The organism is Shigella sp. SIG3 (genome assembly GCF_053555855.1).
In genome coordinates, this window is record NZ_JBQZXE010000076.1 from 1 (window position 1) to 17,628 (window position 17,628).

General features: G+C 52.0%; 16 protein-coding genes, 1 tRNA gene and 1 pseudogene. 10 read left to right on the forward strand and 8 right to left on the reverse strand.

Features of this window, described 5'->3' with window-relative positions:
- Positions 1 to 204: 204 nt before the first annotated feature.
- Both ACUU1I_RS13765 and orn read right to left on the reverse strand, forming a co-directional pair.
- Positions 205 to 280 (reverse strand) — tRNA-Gly (locus tag ACUU1I_RS13765).
- Between the two features lie 210 nt (positions 281 to 490).
- Positions 491 to 1,036 (reverse strand): oligoribonuclease, encoded by a 546-nt coding sequence (gene orn / locus ACUU1I_RS13770; protein WP_005053889.1) that lies wholly within the window; start codon positions 1,034 to 1,036, stop codon positions 491 to 493.
- A 94-nt stretch (positions 1,037 to 1,130) separates the two neighbouring features.
- Here orn and rsgA point away from each other — a divergent pair, with 94 nt between their 5' ends.
- The 3 genes from rsgA to mscM all read left to right on the forward strand — a co-directional run bounded on the left by rsgA (position 1,131) and on the right by mscM (position 6,581).
- A complete protein-coding gene (gene rsgA / locus ACUU1I_RS13775; protein ID WP_000041958.1) occupies positions 1,131 to 2,183 on the forward strand; it encodes a small ribosomal subunit biogenesis GTPase RsgA in 1,053 nt (350 codons plus the stop codon).
- A gap of 96 nt (positions 2,184 to 2,279) precedes the next feature.
- Entirely contained in the window at positions 2,280 to 3,248 is a 969-nt protein-coding gene (gene asd, locus ACUU1I_RS13780) for an archaetidylserine decarboxylase (protein ID WP_000934918.1), read from the forward strand.
- Positions 3,249 to 3,269: 21 nt separating this feature from the next.
- Positions 3,270 to 6,581: a miniconductance mechanosensitive channel MscM gene (mscM, locus tag ACUU1I_RS13785; protein WP_001236854.1), complete on the forward strand. Its 3,312-nt coding sequence runs from the start codon at positions 3,270 to 3,272 to the stop codon at positions 6,579 to 6,581.
- A 150-nt stretch (positions 6,582 to 6,731) separates the two neighbouring features.
- Here mscM and yjeM read toward each other — a convergent pair whose 3' ends face one another.
- Both yjeM and epmA read right to left on the reverse strand, forming a co-directional pair.
- A complete protein-coding gene (gene yjeM / locus ACUU1I_RS13790; protein WP_001300174.1) occupies positions 6,732 to 8,234 on the reverse strand; it encodes a glutamate/gamma-aminobutyrate family transporter YjeM in 1,503 nt (500 codons plus the stop codon).
- A 218-nt stretch (positions 8,235 to 8,452) separates the two neighbouring features.
- Positions 8,453 to 9,430, reverse strand: coding sequence for an elongation factor P--(R)-beta-lysine ligase (gene epmA, locus ACUU1I_RS13795; RefSeq protein WP_000004771.1), 978 nt, complete (start codon positions 9,428 to 9,430; stop codon positions 8,453 to 8,455).
- A 324-nt stretch (positions 9,431 to 9,754) separates the two neighbouring features.
- On the opposite strand from epmA, the gene frdA reads away from it, so the two are divergent.
- The 6 genes from frdA (at position 9,755) to blc (ending at position 14,884) form a co-directional block, all read left to right on the forward strand.
- Positions 9,755 to 11,563: a fumarate reductase (quinol) flavoprotein subunit gene (gene frdA / locus ACUU1I_RS13800; RefSeq protein WP_001192978.1), complete on the forward strand. Its 1,809-nt coding sequence runs from the start codon at positions 9,755 to 9,757 to the stop codon at positions 11,561 to 11,563.
- On the forward strand, positions 11,556 to 12,290 hold the full coding sequence (frdB, locus tag ACUU1I_RS13805; protein ID WP_000829498.1) for a fumarate reductase iron-sulfur protein: 735 nt from the start codon (positions 11,556 to 11,558) through the stop codon (positions 12,288 to 12,290). Before frdA ends, frdB begins: the two co-directional genes overlap by 8 nt.
- Before the next feature lie 10 nt (positions 12,291 to 12,300).
- Positions 12,301 to 12,696, forward strand: a complete 396-nt coding sequence (frdC, locus tag ACUU1I_RS13810; protein ID WP_000208760.1) for a fumarate reductase subunit FrdC — start codon at positions 12,301 to 12,303, stop codon at positions 12,694 to 12,696.
- A gap of 10 nt (positions 12,697 to 12,706) precedes the next feature.
- Positions 12,707 to 13,066: a fumarate reductase subunit FrdD gene (frdD, locus tag ACUU1I_RS13815; RefSeq protein ID WP_000609663.1), complete on the forward strand. Its 360-nt coding sequence runs from the start codon at positions 12,707 to 12,709 to the stop codon at positions 13,064 to 13,066.
- A 62-nt stretch (positions 13,067 to 13,128) separates the two neighbouring features.
- Positions 13,129 to 14,262 carry a BlaEC family class C beta-lactamase gene (locus ACUU1I_RS13820; RefSeq protein ID WP_005114784.1) on the forward strand — a complete coding sequence of 378 codons (1,134 nt, stop codon included), beginning with the start codon at positions 13,129 to 13,131 and terminating at the stop codon, positions 14,260 to 14,262.
- Positions 14,263 to 14,350: 88 nt separating this feature from the next.
- Positions 14,351 to 14,884: a lipocalin Blc gene (gene blc / locus ACUU1I_RS13825; protein ID WP_001238378.1), complete on the forward strand. Its 534-nt coding sequence runs from the start codon at positions 14,351 to 14,353 to the stop codon at positions 14,882 to 14,884.
- On the opposite strand, the pseudogene ACUU1I_RS13830 reads toward blc, so the two are convergent.
- From ACUU1I_RS13830 to efp, 4 genes and pseudogenes are all read right to left on the reverse strand, one after another.
- A pseudogene (locus ACUU1I_RS13830) lies at positions 14,881 to 15,053 on the reverse strand (hypothetical protein). The gene blc and the pseudogene ACUU1I_RS13830 sit on opposite strands and share 4 nt — an antisense overlap.
- A gap of 232 nt (positions 15,054 to 15,285) precedes the next feature.
- Positions 15,286 to 15,432 (reverse strand): lipoprotein toxin entericidin B, encoded by a 147-nt coding sequence (gene ecnB, locus ACUU1I_RS13835; RefSeq protein WP_000239596.1) that lies wholly within the window; start codon positions 15,430 to 15,432, stop codon positions 15,286 to 15,288.
- Between the two features lie 110 nt (positions 15,433 to 15,542).
- The gene (gene ecnA, locus ACUU1I_RS13840; RefSeq protein WP_000977756.1) at positions 15,543 to 15,668 is read right to left on the reverse strand and encodes a lipoprotein antitoxin entericidin A; all 126 of its coding nucleotides are present in this window, start codon (positions 15,666 to 15,668) and stop codon (positions 15,543 to 15,545) included.
- Between the two features lie 51 nt (positions 15,669 to 15,719).
- Positions 15,720 to 16,286: an elongation factor P gene (gene efp, locus ACUU1I_RS13845; RefSeq protein WP_000257278.1), complete on the reverse strand. Its 567-nt coding sequence runs from the start codon at positions 16,284 to 16,286 to the stop codon at positions 15,720 to 15,722.
- Between the two features lie 41 nt (positions 16,287 to 16,327).
- On the opposite strand from efp, the gene epmB reads away from it, so the two are divergent.
- Positions 16,328 to 17,356: an EF-P beta-lysylation protein EpmB gene (gene epmB / locus ACUU1I_RS13850; protein ID WP_000940530.1), complete on the forward strand. Its 1,029-nt coding sequence runs from the start codon at positions 16,328 to 16,330 to the stop codon at positions 17,354 to 17,356.
- The last annotated feature ends 272 nt before the right edge of the window (positions 17,357 to 17,628 follow it).

Here is a 17,628-nt window from a genome sequence, read left to right on the forward strand (position 1 = left end):
ACCCCGACCTTGGCAAGGTCGTGCTCTACCAACTGAGCTATTCCCGCTTAATCTTCGTCTTTCGAACCGCTACTGCCTTGGCTGCCTTCACTCACCTTAGTCACATACTTTTGTAAGTTCCCAAGGATTCGTTCAGTTGCCGCCTTGTCGCAATTCGAAATACTGCGATTGGGTGGTCTGTGCTTTGCAGCACTTTTCAAATTTTGGAGCGGGAAACGAGACTCGAACTCGCGACCCCGACCTTGGCAAGGTCGTGCTCTACCAACTGAGCTATTCCCGCATACTACTTAATTTTGCTTTCGTAATTTTCGCATTTCTGCGTCGTTACGGGAGGCGCATTATACGAGAAATCTTTCCCTCTGCAACCCCCCAAAAAAGTTTTTTTTGCGTTTTTATCTCAAGTGCTGAAATTATCAGCAAGACGTTCGATTTAGCGTCAAAATCACGCCGCCGCAAGTGGATTCCGGCGCTTACGTGACCAGGAAAAATTTTACAGCTTGATAAAATGCTCGCGGTAGTAAGCCAGCTCCGCCACCGATTCACGGATATCATCCATCGCCTGATGCGTCCCCTGCTTGGTAAAACCATCCAGAATTTCCGGCTTCCAGCGGCGCGCCAGCTCTTTCAGGGTGCTGACATCGAGATAACGGTAGTGGAAGTAGACTTCCAGCTCCGGCATGTATTTAAACAGGAAACGACGGTCCTGTCCGATGCTGTTACCGCAAATCGGCGATTTTCCCGCAGGCACCCACTGTTTTAAGAATTCGAGCGTTGCCAGTTCAGCTTCCCGATCGCCCATCGTGCTCGCTTTCACGCGCTCTACCAGCCCGCTGGCGGTATGGGTGCGCACGTTCCAGTCATCCATCAGCGCCAGCTGTTCATCGGACTGATGTACTGCAATGGTCGGCCCTTCTGCCAGAATATTCAGATTGGCATCGGTCACCAGCGTGGCAATCTCAATAATGCGATCGCGCTCGGGATCCAGACCGGTCATCTCAAGATCGATCCAAATCAGGTTGTTTTCATTGGCACTCATGCTATTTTCCACCCATTCACAGTGACTATATTGATCCACAATTGCGTGTATCATAGATGTTTTGCCCATCAGGGGCGACCAGGAGTCAGTACGATTGAGTAAAAATAAACTCTCCAAAGGCCAGCAGCGCCGCGTGAACGCCAATCACCAGCGTCGTCTTAAAACGTCTAAGGAGAAGCCCGACTACGACGACAATCTGTTTGGCGAGCCTGATGAAGGTATCGTCATCAGCCGCTTTGGTATGCACGCTGATGTGGAATCCGCCGATGGCGACGTTCACCGCTGCAATATTCGCCGTACCATCCGTTCGCTGGTAACCGGCGACCGCGTAGTCTGGCGTCCGGGTAAACCGGCGGCGGAAGGCGTAAATATCAAAGGGATCGTGGAAGCGGTGCATGAGCGCACCTCGGTGTTAACGCGTCCGGATTTCTACGACGGCGTGAAACCCATAGCCGCCAACATCGACCAGATTGTCATTGTCTCCGCCATTTTGCCGGAGCTGTCGCTCAATATTATCGACCGTTACCTGGTGGCCTGCGAAACCTTGCAGATTGAGCCGATTATCGTGCTCAACAAGATAGACCTGCTGGACGACGAAGGCATGGCGTTCGTCAACGAGCAGATGGATATCTACCGCAACATCGGTTATCGCGTATTGATGGTTTCCAGCCATACTCAGGATGGGCTGAAACCGCTGGAAGAGGCGTTGACCGGGCGCATCAGCATTTTTGCCGGGCAGTCTGGCGTCGGTAAATCCAGCCTGCTGAACGCGTTGCTGGGGCTGCAAAAAGAGATCCTGACCAACGATGTCTCTGACAACTCGGGGCTCGGTCAGCACACCACGACCGCCGCTCGGCTGTATCACTTCCCGCACGGCGGTGATGTGATTGATTCCCCTGGTGTGCGTGAGTTCGGCCTCTGGCACCTGGAGCCGGAACAAATCACTCAGGGCTTTGTCGAATTCCATGACTATTTAGGTCTGTGTAAATATCGCGATTGCAAACACGATACCGATCCGGGCTGCGCTATCCGGGAAGCGGTTGAGGAAGGGAAAATCGCGGAAACCCGTTTCGAAAACTATCACCGTATTCTGGAAAGCATGGCGCAGGTAAAAACGCGTAAAAACTTTTCTGATACGGATGGCTGACAATTAAGCTAACCGTCGTTAGAATCGTCCCCTTTTTTTCAGGATCCGGCATGTTGGCCGGATCAGGAACGACAAAACAATGGCCTGGAGGCTACCTTGTTAAATTCATTTAAACTTTCGCTACAGTACATTCTGCCGAAACTATGGCTTACTCGCCTGGCGGGTTGGGGCGCAAGCAAGCGGGCAGGATGGCTGACAAAACTGGTTATCGATCTGTTCGTTAAATACTACAAGGTCGACATGAAAGAGGCGCAAAAGCCGGACACCGCCAGCTACCGCACCTTTAACGAATTCTTTGTCCGTCCGCTGCGTGACGAAGTACGCCCAATCGATACCGATCCGAATGTACTGGTCATGCCTGCCGATGGCGTTATCAGCCAGTTGGGTAAAATCGAAGAAGATAAAATCCTGCAAGCCAAAGGCCACAACTACAGCCTCGAAGCCCTGCTGGCAGGCAACTATCTGATGGCGGACCTGTTCCGCAACGGTACGTTTGTGACCACTTACCTCTCCCCGCGTGACTACCATCGCGTACACATGCCGTGCAACGGTATTCTGCGTGAGATGATCTACGTGCCGGGCGATCTCTTTTCCGTTAACCATCTCACCGCTCAGAACGTGCCGAATCTGTTTGCCCGTAACGAACGCGTGATTTGCCTTTTCGATACCGAATTTGGCCCAATGGCGCAGATTCTGGTCGGAGCGACGATTGTTGGCAGCATTGAGACGGTCTGGGCGGGCACCATTACGCCGCCGCGCGAAGGTATCATCAAGCGCTGGACCTGGCCTGCCGGGGAAAACGACGGTTCTGTGGCACTGCTGAAAGGCCAGGAAATGGGTCGCTTTAAACTCGGTTCCACCGTTATCAACCTGTTTGCACCGGGTAAAGTGAATCTGGTTGAGCAACTGGAAAGCCTGTCTGTCACGAAAATTGGCCAGCCGCTGGCAGTATCTACCGAAACCTTTGTTACGCCAGACGCTGAACCCGCCCCACTTCCTGCTGAAGAGATCGAAGCAGAACACGACGCCAGGCCATTGGTTGACGATAAAAAAGACCAGGTCTAATCCATCAAAGGAAACGCTGACGTGCGCCTGATTATCACTTTTCTGATGGCCTGGTGCCTCAGTTGGGGGGCGTACGCCGCGACGGCCCCCGATAGCAAACAAATCACTCAGGAACTGGAGCAGGCAAAAGCGGCGAAACCCGCACAGCCGGAAGTCGTAGAGGCGCTCCAGTCTGCCTTAAATGCGCTTGAGGAACGAAAAGGTTCCCTTGAGCGCATCAAACAATATCAGCAAGTTATCGATAATTATCCGAAACTCTCCGCTACTCTGCGCGCACAATTAAACAACATGCGTGACGAGCCGCGCAGCGTGTCGCCGGGAATGTCTACCGACGCGCTGAATCAGGAAATTCTCCAGGTCAGCAGCCAGTTGCTGGATAAAAGCCGTCAGGCCCAGCAAGAGCAGGAGCGCGCCCGCGAGATTGCCGATTCGCTGAATCAACTGCCGCAACAGCAAACCGACGCCCGCCGTCAGTTAAATGAGATCGAGCGCCGCCTGGGAACGCTTACCGGCAATACTCCGCTCAATCAGGCACAAAATTTCGCGTTGCAGTCTGACTCTGCACGTCTTAAGGCGCTCGTTGATGAACTGGAGCTGGCGCAGCTGTCTGCCAATAACCGCCAGGAATTAGCGCGCTTACGCTCAGAGCTGGCGGAAAAAGAGAGCCAGCAACTGGATGCGTATTTGCAGGGCTTACGTAATCAGTTGAATAGCCAACGTCAGCTTGAGGCGGAGCGGGCGCTGGAAAGTACCGAATTACTGGCAGAAAACAGTGCCGATTTGCCGAAAGATATCGTCGCGCAATTCAAAATTAACCGCGAACTATCGGCAGCGCTGAATCAACAGGCGCAGCGGATGGAGCTCGTTGCCTCGCAACAGCGTCAGGCTGCCAGCCAGACGTTACAGGTCCGGCAGGCGTTGAATACGCTGCGTGAACAGTCGCAATGGCTGGGATCGTCCAACCTGCTCGGCGAAGCGCTGCGGGCGCAGGTGGCACGGCTACCAGAAATGCCAAAACCACAACAGCTTGATACCGAAATGGCGCAGTTGCGTGTGCAACGGTTACGTTATGAGGATTTACTTAATAAACAGCCGCTGCTACGGCAAATCCATCAGGCCGACGGTCAGCCGCTGACCGCCGAGCAAAACCGTATTCTGGAAGCACAACTGCGCACTCAGCGTGAGTTGCTGAACTCATTGTTGCAGGGTGGCGACACGCTACTATTGGAACTGACCAAGCTGAAAGTCTCCAACGGGCAACTGGAGGATGCGCTGAAAGAGGTGAACGAAGCAACGCACCGCTATCTGTTCTGGACCTCTGACGTGCGCCCGATGACCATCGCCTGGCCGCTGGAAATCGCCCAGGATCTGCGTCGTCTCATTTCGCTGGACACCTTCAGTCAGTTGGGCAAAGCCAGTGTGATGATGCTGACCAGCAAAGAGACAATTTTGCCGCTGTTTGGCGCGTTGATTCTGGTCGGTTGCAGTATTTACTCGCGCCGCTATTTCACCCGTTTTCTTGAACGTTCGGCGGCGAAAGTCGGCAAAGTGACTCAGGATCACTTCTGGCTGACGTTGCGCACTCTTTTCTGGTCGATTCTCGTCGCGTCACCGTTACCGGTGCTGTGGATGACGCTGGGTTACGGCTTGCGCGAGGCGTGGCCTTATCCGCTGGCGGTCGCGATTGGCGATGGTGTAACGGCCACCGTGCCGCTGCTGTGGGTAGTGATGATTTGCGCCACCTTTGCCCGCCCGAACGGCTTGTTTATCGCTCATTTTGGCTGGCCGCGCGAACGTGTTTCCCGTGGGATGCGCTACTACCTGATGAGCATCGGGCTGATTATGGCGCTGATGATGTTCGATAACCTCGACGACCGCGAATTTTCCGGTTCGCTGGGACGGCTTTGCTTTATCCTCATTTGCGGTGCGCTGGCGGTGGTCACCCTAAGCCTGAAAAAAGCCGGTATTCCGTTGTATCTCAACAAAGAAGGCAGCGGCGACAACATTACCAACCATATGCTGTGGAACATGATGATTGGCGCACCACTGGTTGCCATTCTGGCGTCGGCGGTGGGTTATCTGGCAACGGCGCAGGCACTGTTAGCGAGGCTTGAAACCTCGATTGCCATCTGGTTCCTGCTACTGGTGGTTTATCACGTTATCCGCCGCTGGATGCTGATCCAGCGTCGCAGGCTGGCGTTTGACCGGGCGAAGCATCGCCGGGCAGAGATGTTAGCGCAACGTGCGCGTGGCGAAGAGGAAGCGCATCATCACAGTAGCCCGGAAGGAGCAATTGAAGTCGATGAAAGCGAAGTCGATCTCGATGCCATCAGTGCGCAATCCTTGCGGCTGGTGCGCTCAATTTTGATGTTGATCGCCCTGCTTTCGGTCATTGTGCTGTGGTCAGAAATCCATTCCGCTTTCGGCTTCCTCGAAAATATTTCGCTGTGGGATGTCACCTCCACGGTACAGGGCGTAGAAAGTCTGGAGCCAATTACCCTCGGTGCGGTGCTGATTGCCATTCTGGTATTTATCATCACCACGCAGCTGGTGCGCAACCTGCCCGCGCTGCTGGAACTGGCGATTTTGCAGCACCTGGATTTAACGCCGGGTACGGGTTACGCCATCACCACCATCACAAAATATCTGCTGATGCTGATTGGCGGGCTGGTCGGCTTCTCAATGATTGGTATTGAGTGGTCGAAATTGCAGTGGCTGGTTGCCGCGCTCGGTGTTGGTCTCGGTTTTGGTTTGCAGGAAATTTTCGCCAACTTTATCTCTGGCCTGATCATCCTGTTCGAAAAACCGATTCGCATTGGCGATACGGTAACGATCCGCGATCTTACTGGTAGCGTGACAAAAATTAACACCCGCGCCACCACCATCAGCGACTGGGACCGTAAAGAGATAATCGTGCCGAACAAGGCGTTTATTACCGAGCAGTTTATCAACTGGTCGCTCTCTGACTCGGTCACGCGCGTAGTGTTGACGATTCCGGCCCCTGCCGATGCCAACAGTGAAGAAGTGACGGAAATCCTGCTCACCGCAGCGCGTCGCTGCTCGCTGGTGATCGACAACCCGGCACCGGAAGTCTTCCTGGTGGATCTGCAACAGGGGATTCAGATTTTCGAGCTGCGTATTTACGCCGCTGAGATGGGTCACCGTATGCCGCTACGCCATGAGATCCACCAGCTGATTCTGGCAGGCTTCCACGCCCACGGTATCGATATGCCATTCCCGCCCTTCCAGATGCGTCTGGAAAGCCTCAACGGTAAACAAACGGGGAGAACGCTGACGTCTGCGGGCAAAGGTCGTCAGGCGGGAAGTTTGTAATGCATGAAGCTGCCAAATGATGTCAACGTGGCTCATTTAGCAGCTTAACATCATCTTCAGTTATCACCGGCCCTGGAGAGTATCATCCATACGCATTACTTCCTGACAACTCATCGCCGGAGAGACGATGAGTTGCAGGATTTCATATGATCAGTCGAGAGCTAACTCAGGTTTATTCGCCATGCGACTGCAATAGTTCTGGTAAATCGCCATCGCTAACAGCGAGAAGAAGACAGGGCCGCCAATCATCCACAATGTGCTGTCCCAGTCTCCGGCTTCAACCACAGGCTGAATAATGGTGAAGACGTTCGCAAATGTCACCACCAGAACGACAACCACCGTCGCAATCATTGCCGACATACGCGTTTTGAAAATCACAAATGGTCTGTCGAGATCCTGACGTGCTTTAAAAAACGGGAAAGCCAGCGCGAGGAACAGGTAAGGAAGCGTCATAGACACGTTCGCCATCAGCGTCAGCTTGTTAAAGAACGCCGATGCGGTACCGCCACCAAACGAAACCAGCAGAATGAAGACAGTAACCAACCCGCACTGCATCCACATGGCGATAGACGGCATCCCCATCGCATTCAGGCGCGTCATCGGTTCCGGCCACAACGCTTTCGGCGTCCCCTGGATGATGGCTTTCAGCGGTGAATAGCAAAGCGTAAAGAACGCACCGGTATAAGCGAGGAACATCGAAAGTCCGGTAATACGCGCAAACCATACGCCCAGCGACAATGACGCTTCAGGTGACAAATGCAGTGCGTTACCCAGCGTCACCCCGAGGCTCTTCATCAGCACATAGGTAATATTGCCAAGGTTAACGGAACCATTACTTAATACCTGCTGCCAGTTTGTGCTGACGCCCCATAAAAATATTGCCAGCGAATAACCGATTGAAATAACAATAGCGGCAAAAACAATACCTTTGGCAAAGTTCTTTTCTGGATTTTCCGTTTTATCGACCAGACCACCAACCGCTTCAATTCCGCCATAGGCAAAAATAGCAAATACCACAAACGATAGCATTGCCAGACCGGACTGATAACCCGGGTTCGGTGATGCAAGGAAATTAATATCCTGCGCGAAATGCCCACCATTTAATAACAAAATAGTAATGCTTACTAACAGCAATACTAAATTCAGACACATTACTGCAATACCGCCCACCGCAGTAATGCGGGCAATTTTATTAATCCCCTTTGAAGCAACGACGGTGACCAGAATCATCCATGCTACTGCCAGCAGACCAACCACCTGCGTAGGCTCCAGTCCGGCAATACGCCAGTGCTGGGTCATGTCACTACCATAGAGGAATGTTGAGAACGGTACCCAAACTTTCGCGGAGGTACTCACCATCCAGATGATATAAGAGGAAAACCACATAAACGTACCAATGAAGGCAAAACGTGGTCCGACACTATTATTCATCCAGGAATAGATACCACCTTCTTCTTTGCGATAAGCAGCTCCCATTTCAGCCATCATTAAGGCGAATGGAATAAAGAATAACAATGCAGAAAATATATAAAAGGGAATCGCACTATAACCCATTAAGTAATAAGCCGATGGGCTATTGGCAAATCCAAATACGGAAGTAAAGATCATCAATATGAGTCCTATCAGACTCATCTTTTTTATCGTGTGAGGCATGAAACCATCCTTCATTTCAGCGCGTGTATAACACGTGCCCACTGAACTGCACTGCGCAACATTGAGCAGGCAGCGTAAAAACCAATACAGAATTGATACCTTGATGATATCAAATATCCAGTCTTAAATTGTGGCCTTTAACGGAAAAATGAAAACATATGCTACAGAATGGCGCTTATCACGCCATTCTTCGCTGTTAATTCAGTAATTTTTCAGAATTATGCCCGGTCAACGCTAAAGGCGATGACTTCAGCCAGTGTCTCCGCGCCCAGCGCCAACATCACCAGACGATCAACACCTAATGCCACGCCGGAGCAGTCAGGCATACCGACTTTCAAGGCTTCAATCAGATTCTGGTCAATGGGGTGCTGCGGCAAACCGCGCGCCGCGCGCTTACGGTTATCTTGTTCAAAGCGTTGTTGCTGCTCACGGGCATCCGTTAATTCATGGAAACCATTCGCCAGCTCAATACCTTTATAATAAACCTCAAAGCGTTCAGCGACCCGATGATCTTCGGTACTGATTTGCGCCAGTGATGCCTGGCTGGCTGGAAAGTGGTACACAAAGGTCGGTTTTTCTTTACCAATATTTGGCTCTACGCCAAAGGTAAACAGCAATTGTAGCAACGTGTCGCGGTCTTCTTCGGTATCAGCAACATTGCTCAAATCCAGTTTCGCTGCGACTTCCCGCAGTTGCGTTTTGTCGGCAGAGAGCGGGTCAATTTCCAGATAACGCAAGAAAGCTTGTTGATAAGAAAGGCTTTCTGCTGCCGGGCAGTCCAGCACCTGTTGTAAGAGATCGTCCACCTCGTTCATCAACCGGTACATATCATAGTGCGGTCGATACCACTCCAGCATAGTGAACTCAGGGTTGTGATAACGCCCCATCTCTTCATTACGGAAGCTGCGGCACAGCTGGAATACCGGCCCACAACCAGCAACCAGCAGGCGTTTCATATGGTATTCCGGGCTGGTCATTAACCAGAGATTCATCCCCTGCGAATGCCCGGGGCCAACGAAACGTGTCTCAAACGGGACCAAATGAATATCGGTTACCGTCGCCTGGCTCATACAAGGCGTCTCCACCTCCAGCACTCCACGATCGGCAAAGAAACGACGGATCTCCGCCATAATCGCCGCGCGTTTTAATAAGTTAGGAATGGATGCGCTCGGCTGCCAGGATGCCGTTTCGCTCATAGTTAAATCTCCAGTTTTTGACAAGGGCACGAAGTCTACTCGCAACGCGACGGCGAGACAAATTTTACGCAGGAATCAAACAGCGGTGGGCAGTGACTAAAAAAAGCACGATCTGATGGTTTAGTAATTAAATTAATCATCTTCAGTGATAATTTAGCCCTCTTGCGCACTAAAAAAATCGATCTCGTCAAATTTCAGACTTATCCATCAGACTATACTGTTGTACCTATAAAGGAGCAGTGGAATAGCGTTCGCAGACCGTAACTTTCAGGCACTTACCCTGAAGTACGGGGCTGTGGGATAAAAACAATCTGGAGGAATGTCGTGCAAACCTTTCAAGCCGATCTTGCCATTGTAGGCGCCGGTGGCGCGGGATTACGTGCTGCAATTGCTGCCGCGCAGGCAAATCCAAATGCAAAAATCGCACTAATCTCAAAAGTATACCCGATGCGTAGCCATACCGTTGCTGCAGAAGGGGGCTCCGCCGCTGTCGCGCAGGATCATGACAGCTTCGAATATCACTTTCACGATACAGTAGCGGGTGGCGACTGGTTGTGTGAGCAGGATGTCGTGGATTATTTCGTCCACCACTGCCCAACCGAAATGACCCAACTGGAACTGTGGGGATGCCCATGGAGCCGTCGCCCGGATGGTAGCGTCAACGTACGTCGCTTCGGCGGCATGAAAATCGAGCGCACCTGGTTCGCCGCCGATAAGACCGGCTTCCATATGCTGCACACGCTGTTCCAGACCTCTCTGCAATTCCCGCAGATCCAGCGTTTTGACGAACATTTCGTGCTGGATATTCTGGTTGATGATGGTCATGTTCGCGGCCTGGTAGCAATGAACATGATGGAAGGCACGTTGGTGCAGATCCGTGCTAACGCGGTCGTTATGGCTACCGGCGGTGCGGGTCGCGTTTATCGTTACAACACCAACGGCGGCATCGTTACCGGTGACGGTATGGGTATGGCGCTAAGCCACGGCGTTCCGCTGCGTGACATGGAATTCGTTCAGTATCACCCAACCGGTCTGCCAGGTTCCGGTATCCTGATGACCGAAGGCTGCCGTGGTGAAGGCGGTATTCTGGTCAACAAAAATGGCTACCGTTATCTGCAAGATTACGGCATGGGCCCGGAAACTCCGCTGGGCGAGCCGAAAAACAAATATATGGAACTGGGTCCACGCGACAAAGTTTCTCAGGCCTTCTGGCACGAATGGCGTAAAGGCAACACCATCTCCACGCCGCGTGGTGATGTGGTTTATCTCGACCTGCGTCACCTCGGCGAGAAAAAACTGCATGAACGTCTGCCGTTCATCTGCGAACTGGCGAAAGCGTACGTTGGCGTCGATCCGGTTAAAGAACCGATTCCGGTACGTCCGACTGCACACTACACCATGGGCGGTATCGAAACCGATCAGAACTGTGAAACCCGCATTAAAGGTCTGTTCGCCGTGGGTGAATGTTCCTCTGTTGGTCTGCACGGTGCAAACCGTCTGGGCTCCAACTCCCTGGCGGAACTGGTGGTCTTCGGCCGTCTGGCCGGTGAACAAGCGACAGAGCGTGCAGCAACTGCCGGTAATGGCAACGAAGCGGCAATTGAAGCGCAGGCAGCTGGCGTTGAACAACGTCTGAAAGATCTGGTTAACCAGGATGGCGGCGAAAACTGGGCGAAGATCCGCGACGAAATGGGCCTGGCAATGGAAGAAGGTTGCGGTATCTACCGTACGCCGGAACTGATGCAGAAAACCATCGACAAGCTGGCAGAGCTGCAGGAACGCTTCAAGCGCGTGCGCATCACCGACACCTCCAGCGTGTTCAACACCGACCTGCTCTACACCATTGAACTGAGCCACGGTCTGAACGTTGCTGAATGTATGGCGCACTCCGCAATGGCACGTAAAGAGTCCCGCGGCGCACACCAGCGTCTGGACGAAGGTTGCACCGAGCGTGACGACGTCAACTTTCTCAAACACACCCTCGCCTTCCGCGATGCTGATGGCACGACTCGCCTGGAGTACAGCGACGTGAAGATTACTACGCTGCCGCCAGCTAAACGCGTTTACGGTGGCGAAGCGGATGCAGCCGATAAGGCGGAAGCAGCCAATAATAAGGAGAAGGCGAATGGCTGAGATGAAAAACCTGAAAATTGAGGTGGTGCGCTATAACCCGGAAGTCGATACCGCACCGCATAGCGCATTCTATGAAGTGCCTTATGACGCAACTACCTCATTACTGGATGCGCTGGGCTACATCAAAGACAACCTGGCACCGGACCTGAGTTACCGCTGGTCCTGCCGTATGGCGATTTGTGGTTCCTGCGGCATGATGGTTAACAACGTGCCAAAACTGGCATGTAAAACCTTCCTGCGTGATTACACCGACGGTATGAAGGTTGAAGCGTTAGCTAACTTCCCGATTGAACGCGATCTGGTGGTCGATATGACCCACTTCATCGAAAGTCTGGAAGCGATCAAACCGTACATCATCGGCAACTCCCGCACCGCGGATCAGGGTACTAACATCCAGACCCCGGCGCAGATGGCAAAGTATCACCAGTTCTCCGGTTGCATCAACTGTGGTCTGTGCTACGCCGCGTGCCCGCAGTTTGGCCTGAACCCAGAGTTCATCGGTCCGGCTGCCATTACGCTGGCGCATCGTTATAACGAAGATAGCCGCGACCACGGTAAGAAGGAGCGTATGGCGCAGTTGAACAGCCAGAACGGTGTATGGAGCTGTACTTTCGTGGGCTATTGCTCCGAAGTCTGCCCGAAACACGTCGATCCGGCTGCGGCCATTCAGCAGGGCAAAGTAGAAAGTTCGAAAGACTTTCTTATCGCGACCCTGAAACCACGCTAAGGAGTGCAACATGACGACTAAACGTAAACCGTATGTACGGCCAATGACGTCCACCTGGTGGAAAAAATTGCCGTTTTATCGCTTTTACATGCTGCGCGAAGGCACGGCGGTTCCGGCTGTGTGGTTCAGCATTGAACTGATTTTCGGGCTGTTTGCCCTGAAAAATGGCCCGGAAGCCTGGGCGGGATTCGTCGACTTTTTACAAAACCCGGTTATCGTGATCATTAACCTGATCACTCTGACGGCAGCTCTGCTGCACACCAAAACCTGGTTTGAACTGGCACCGAAAGCGGCCAATATCATTGTAAAAGACGAAAAAATGGGACCAGAGCCAATTATCAAAAGTCTCTGGGCGGTAACTGTGGTTGCCACCATCGTAATCCTGTTTGTTGCCCTGTACTGGTAAGGAGCCTGAGATGATTAATCCAAATCCAAAGCGTTCTGACGAACCGGTATTCTGGGGCCTCTTCGGGGCCGGTGGTATGTGGAGCGCAATTATTGCGCCGGTGATGATCCTGCTGGTGGGTATTCTGCTGCCACTGGGGCTGTTTCCGGGTGATGCGCTGAGCTACGAGCGCGTTCTGGCGTTCGCGCAGAGCTTCATTGGTCGCGTATTCCTGTTCCTGATGATCGTTCTGCCGCTGTGGTGTGGTTTACACCGTATGCACCACGCGATGCACGATCTGAAAATCCACGTGCCTGCGGGCAAATGGGTTTTCTACGGTCTGGCTGCTATCCTGACAGTTGTCACGCTGATTGGTGTCGTTACAATCTAACGCATCGCCAATGTAAATCCGGCCCGCCTATGGCGGGCCGTTTTGTATGGAAACCAGACCTTATGTTCAAAACGACGCTCTGCGCCTTATTAATTACCGCCTCTTGCTCCACATTTGCTGCCCCTCAACAAATCAACGATATTGTGCATCGCACAATTACCCCGCTTATAGAGCAACAAAAGATCCCCGGTATGGCGGTGGCGGTAATTTATCAGGGTAAACCTTATTACTTTACTTGGGGCTATGCGGACATCGCCAAAAAGCAGCCCGTCACACAGCAAACGTTGTTTGAGTTAGGTTCGGTCAGCAAAACATTTACGGGCGTGCTTGGTGGCGACGCTATTGCTCGAGGGGAAATCAAGTTAAGCGATCCCGCAACAAAATACTGGCCTGAACTTACCGCTAAACAGTGGAATGGGATCACACTATTACATCTTGCGACCTACACCGCTGGCGGCCTGCCATTGCAGGTGCCGGATGAAGTGAAATCCTCAAGCGACTTGCTGCGCTTCTATCAAAACTGGCAGCCTGCATGGGCCCCAGGAACACAACGTCTGTATGCCAACTCCAGTATCGGTTTGTTCGGCGCACTGGCTGTGAAGCCGTCTGGTTTGAGTTTTGAGCAGGCGATGCAAACTCGTGTCTTCCAGCCACTCAAACTCAACCATACGTGGATTAATGTACCTCCCCCAGAAGAAAAGAATTACGCCTGGGGATATCGCGAAGGTAAGGCAGTGCATGTTTCGCCAGGGGCGTTAGATGCTGAAGCTTATGGTGTGAAGTCGACCATTGAAGATATGGCCCGCTGGGTGCAAAGCAATTTACCCCCCCTTGATATCAATGAGAAAACGCTTCAACAAGGGATACAACTGGCACAATCTCGCTACTGGCAAACCGGCGATATGTATCAGGGCCTGGGCTGGGAAATGCTGGACTGGCCGGTCAATCCTGACAGCATCATTAACGGCAGTGACAATAAAATTGCACTGGCAGCACGCCCGGTAAAAGCGATTAAGCCCCCAACTCCTGCAGTACGCGCATCATGGGTACATAAAACGGGGGCGACCGGCGGATTTGGTAGCTATGTCGCGTTTATTCCAGAAAAAGAGCTGGGTATCGTGATGCTGGCTAACAAAAACTATCCCAATCCAGAGAGAGTCGCCGCCGCCTGTCAGATTCTCAACGCTCTACAGTAAAATTTCATCGGGTCCGAATTTTCGGACCTTTTCTGCGCTTTTCCTTGCTGTCATCTACACTTAGAAAAAAACCAGTAAGGAAACATTTATGCGCCTGCTCCCTCTCGTTGCCGCAGCGACAGCTGCATTTCTGGTCGTTGCCTGTAGTTCTCCTACGCCGCCGCGTGGCGTGACCGTAGTGAATAATTTCGACGCCAAACGTTATCTCGGTACCTGGTATGAGATTGCCCGTTTTGATCACCGTTTTGAACGTGGACTGGAAAAAGTCACCGCAACATACAGCCTGCGTGATGACGGCGGCCTGAATGTCATTAATAAAGGCTATAACCCTGACAGAGGAATGTGGCAGCAGAGTGAAGGGAAAGCGTACTTTACCGGCGCACCAACTCGCGCTGCGCTGAAAGTGTCATTCTTTGGTCCTTTCTATGGCGGTTATAACGTTATTGCACTCGATCGGGAATACCGCCATGCGCTGGTTTGCGGCCCGGACCGCGACTACCTGTGGATACTCTCCCGCACGCCAACCATTTCTGACGAAGTGAAACAGGAGATGCTGGCAGTCGCGACCCGGGAAGGGTTTGATGTCAGTAAGTTTATTTGGGTACAGCAGCCCGGTAGTTAGTGAGTGCTGAGTTTCAGACCAATAATCCCCAATACGATTAACGCCAGACTCGCCAGACGCATCGGGTTAGCGGACTCACCGAGCAGCACAATGCCGGTGATGGCCGCGCCGACTGCGCCAATACCCGTCCACACGGCATCAAACGGCTAAAGCCGTGGGTATATTTCAGGCCAACGGCCCATACCACTTCCAGCAGACCAGCAATAACTAAGATAATCCAGGACATATCAGGCTCCGGAAATTTGGGGCCGTCCCCGGTGAAAAGAGGCGTTTGCAGGTCGTCCTGCAAAGCTGATGGTTGAACGGATATTTTGCCAGGTGGCAGGGGAATTTCAACTATTACCTTTATGACGATCGCAGAAAAAACAAACGGCACGACACTGCTGTCGTACCGTTATTGCTTATTGCTGCGCTTTCGTTGCTGCGCCAGAAATCGCGTTACCGCCATCAGAAATGTCTTCACCAACGCCACGCGTGGTGTTGCAGGCAGTTAATACTGTTGAAAGCACCAGAACAGAAAAGATCGCTGCAATTGTCTTCTTCACCATAACGTCTTCCTTTTAGGTAATGTTATTTATGTTTGCCTATAGCAAATTAATAATAGACAACATCGCCAAAAATGATGGAAATCTGATGATTTTTCGGAAGAGAAGAAAAATTAGCTGGCAGCGCGAGAGATGGAGTTGCCGAGATGTTTGATGTCTTCGCCGAAACCGCAAGCGGTGTTACAGCCCGTGAGCAGCGTGCTGGCAAGCAAAACAAGAACGATAAGGCGTTTCATCATCTCTGACCTGAATAAGTGATGGTGCAGCCTGCAGGCCGCACCACAACCGCATTACTTCACGCGAGAGACGTATTCACCAGAGCGGGTATCCACTTTGATGACTTCGCCGATTTGTACGAACAGCGGAACTTTAACCACAGCGCCAGTAGACAGGGTAGCCGGTTTGCCGCCAGTACCTGCGGTATCACCTTTCAGGCCCGGATCGGTATCAACGATTTCCAGTTCAACGAAGTTCGGCGGAGTAACGGAGATCGGCTGACCATTCCACAGAGTTACGATACACTCTGCCTGATCCAGCAGCCATTTAGCGTTGTCGCCAATTGCTTTTGCATCAGCAGACAGCTGCTCGAAAGTTTCGTTGTTCATGAAGTGCCAGAACTCACCGTCGTTGTACAGGTAAGTCAGGTTCATATCGACAACATCAGCGCCTTCAGCGGAATCAGTAGATTTGAAGGTTTTTTCTACGCGAGTACCGGTCAGCAGACGACGCAGTTTAACGCGAGCAAATGCCTGGCCTTTACCCGGTTTTACGAATTCACTCGCTTCAACCGCGTAAGGTTCGCCGTCTAACATGATTTTAAGACCAGCACGAAAATCGTTGCTATAGTACGTTGCCATAAGGCCCTCTGAAATTTGTTAATTGGTAGCTAAGCCACAAAATGGCGCATATTGTAACCCTAAATACCCCATCCAGAGAAGATTGGTTAACGCAACTTGCCGATGTTGTGACCGATCCTGATGAACTTCTGCGTCTTTTGAATATAGACGCGGACGAAAAACTGTTGGCCGGACGCAGCGCCAAAAAGCTGTTTGCCCTGCGTGTGCCCCGCTCATTTATCGATCGCATGGAGAAAGGCAATCCGGACGATCCTCTTTTGCGTCAGGTACTTACCTCGCAAGATGAGTTTGTCGTCGCGTCCGGATTCTCCACCGACCCACTGGAAGAACAGCACAGCGTAGTGCCTGGTTTGTTGCATAAATACCACAACCGGGCGCTTTTGCTGGTCAAAGGCGGCTGCGCGGTAAATTGCCGCTATTGCTTCCGTCGCCACTTCCCCTATGCCGAAAATCAGGGCAACAAGCGTAACTGGCAGACTGCACTTGAGTATGTTGCTGCGCATCCGGAACTGGACGAGATGATTTTCTCCGGCGGCGATCCGCTGATGGCGAAAGATCACGAGCTGGACTGGTTGCTCACACAACTGGAAGCCATCCCGCATATCAAACGTCTGCGGATTCACAGCCGTCTGCCGATTGTGATCCCGGCACGTATCACCGAGGCGCTGGTTGAACGCTTTGCCCGTTCTACGCTGCAAATCTTGCTGGTGAATCACATCAATCATGCCAATGAGGTAGATGAAACGTTCCGTCAGGCGATGGCTAAATTGCGCCGTGTCGGTGTCACCCTGCTTAACCAGAGCGTTCTGTTACGTGGTGTGAACGATAACGCACAAACGTTGGCAAACCTGAGTAATGCGTTGTTCGATGCCGGCGTGATGCCGTATTACCTGCATGTGCTAGATAAAGTACAGGGCGCGGCGCATTTTATGGTGAGTGATGACGAAGCACGGCAGATTATGCGTGAGTTGCTGACATTGGTGTCGGGATATCTGGTGCCGAAACTGGCGCGAGAAATTGGCGGCGAACCCAGCAAAACGCCGCTGGATCTCCAGCTACGCCAGCAGTAACTGATTAAACAGGGAAGTTAAACATTAAAATTGCCTGATGCGCTACGCTTATCAGGCCTACATCGTGCATTGAAATTGAATGGATTTGCAATGAACTGTAGGCCGGATAAGGCGTTTACGCCGCATCCGGCAAGAGCAACAAACGCAAGTACAGCAACCTGTCATTAAACTGAGAAATTTAATCTTTGCACGTTGCATAACCTTTAATTATTCATATGCATTGCTGTTGTTACTTTTTATATAGCTAACACCAATAATTAACCTTTCTTTTC

Excerpts from the sequence above, each read along its gene's own strand:
- orn (WP_005053889.1), bottom strand. The coding sequence starts at position 1,036 with ATGAGTGCCAATGAAAACAACCTGATTTGGATCGATCTTGAGATGACC.
- yjeM (WP_001300174.1), bottom strand. The coding sequence starts at position 8,234 with ATGCCTCACACGATAAAAAAGATGAGTCTGATAGGACTCATATTGATG.
- epmA (WP_000004771.1), bottom strand. The coding sequence starts at position 9,430 with ATGAGCGAAACGGCATCCTGGCAGCCGAGCGCATCCATTCCTAACTTA.
- frdB (WP_000829498.1), top strand. The coding sequence starts at position 11,556 with ATGGCTGAGATGAAAAACCTGAAAATTGAGGTGGTGCGCTATAACCCG.
- frdC (WP_000208760.1), top strand. The coding sequence starts at position 12,301 with ATGACGACTAAACGTAAACCGTATGTACGGCCAATGACGTCCACCTGG.
- frdD (WP_000609663.1), top strand. The coding sequence starts at position 12,707 with ATGATTAATCCAAATCCAAAGCGTTCTGACGAACCGGTATTCTGGGGC.
- ACUU1I_RS13820 (WP_005114784.1), top strand. The coding sequence starts at position 13,129 with ATGTTCAAAACGACGCTCTGCGCCTTATTAATTACCGCCTCTTGCTCC.
- blc (WP_001238378.1), top strand. The coding sequence starts at position 14,351 with ATGCGCCTGCTCCCTCTCGTTGCCGCAGCGACAGCTGCATTTCTGGTC.
- ecnB (WP_000239596.1), bottom strand. The coding sequence starts at position 15,432 with ATGGTGAAGAAGACAATTGCAGCGATCTTTTCTGTTCTGGTGCTTTCA.
- ecnA (WP_000977756.1), bottom strand. The coding sequence starts at position 15,668 with ATGATGAAACGCCTTATCGTTCTTGTTTTGCTTGCCAGCACGCTGCTC.
- efp (WP_000257278.1), bottom strand. The coding sequence starts at position 16,286 with ATGGCAACGTACTATAGCAACGATTTTCGTGCTGGTCTTAAAATCATG.
- epmB (WP_000940530.1), top strand. The coding sequence starts at position 16,328 with ATGGCGCATATTGTAACCCTAAATACCCCATCCAGAGAAGATTGGTTA.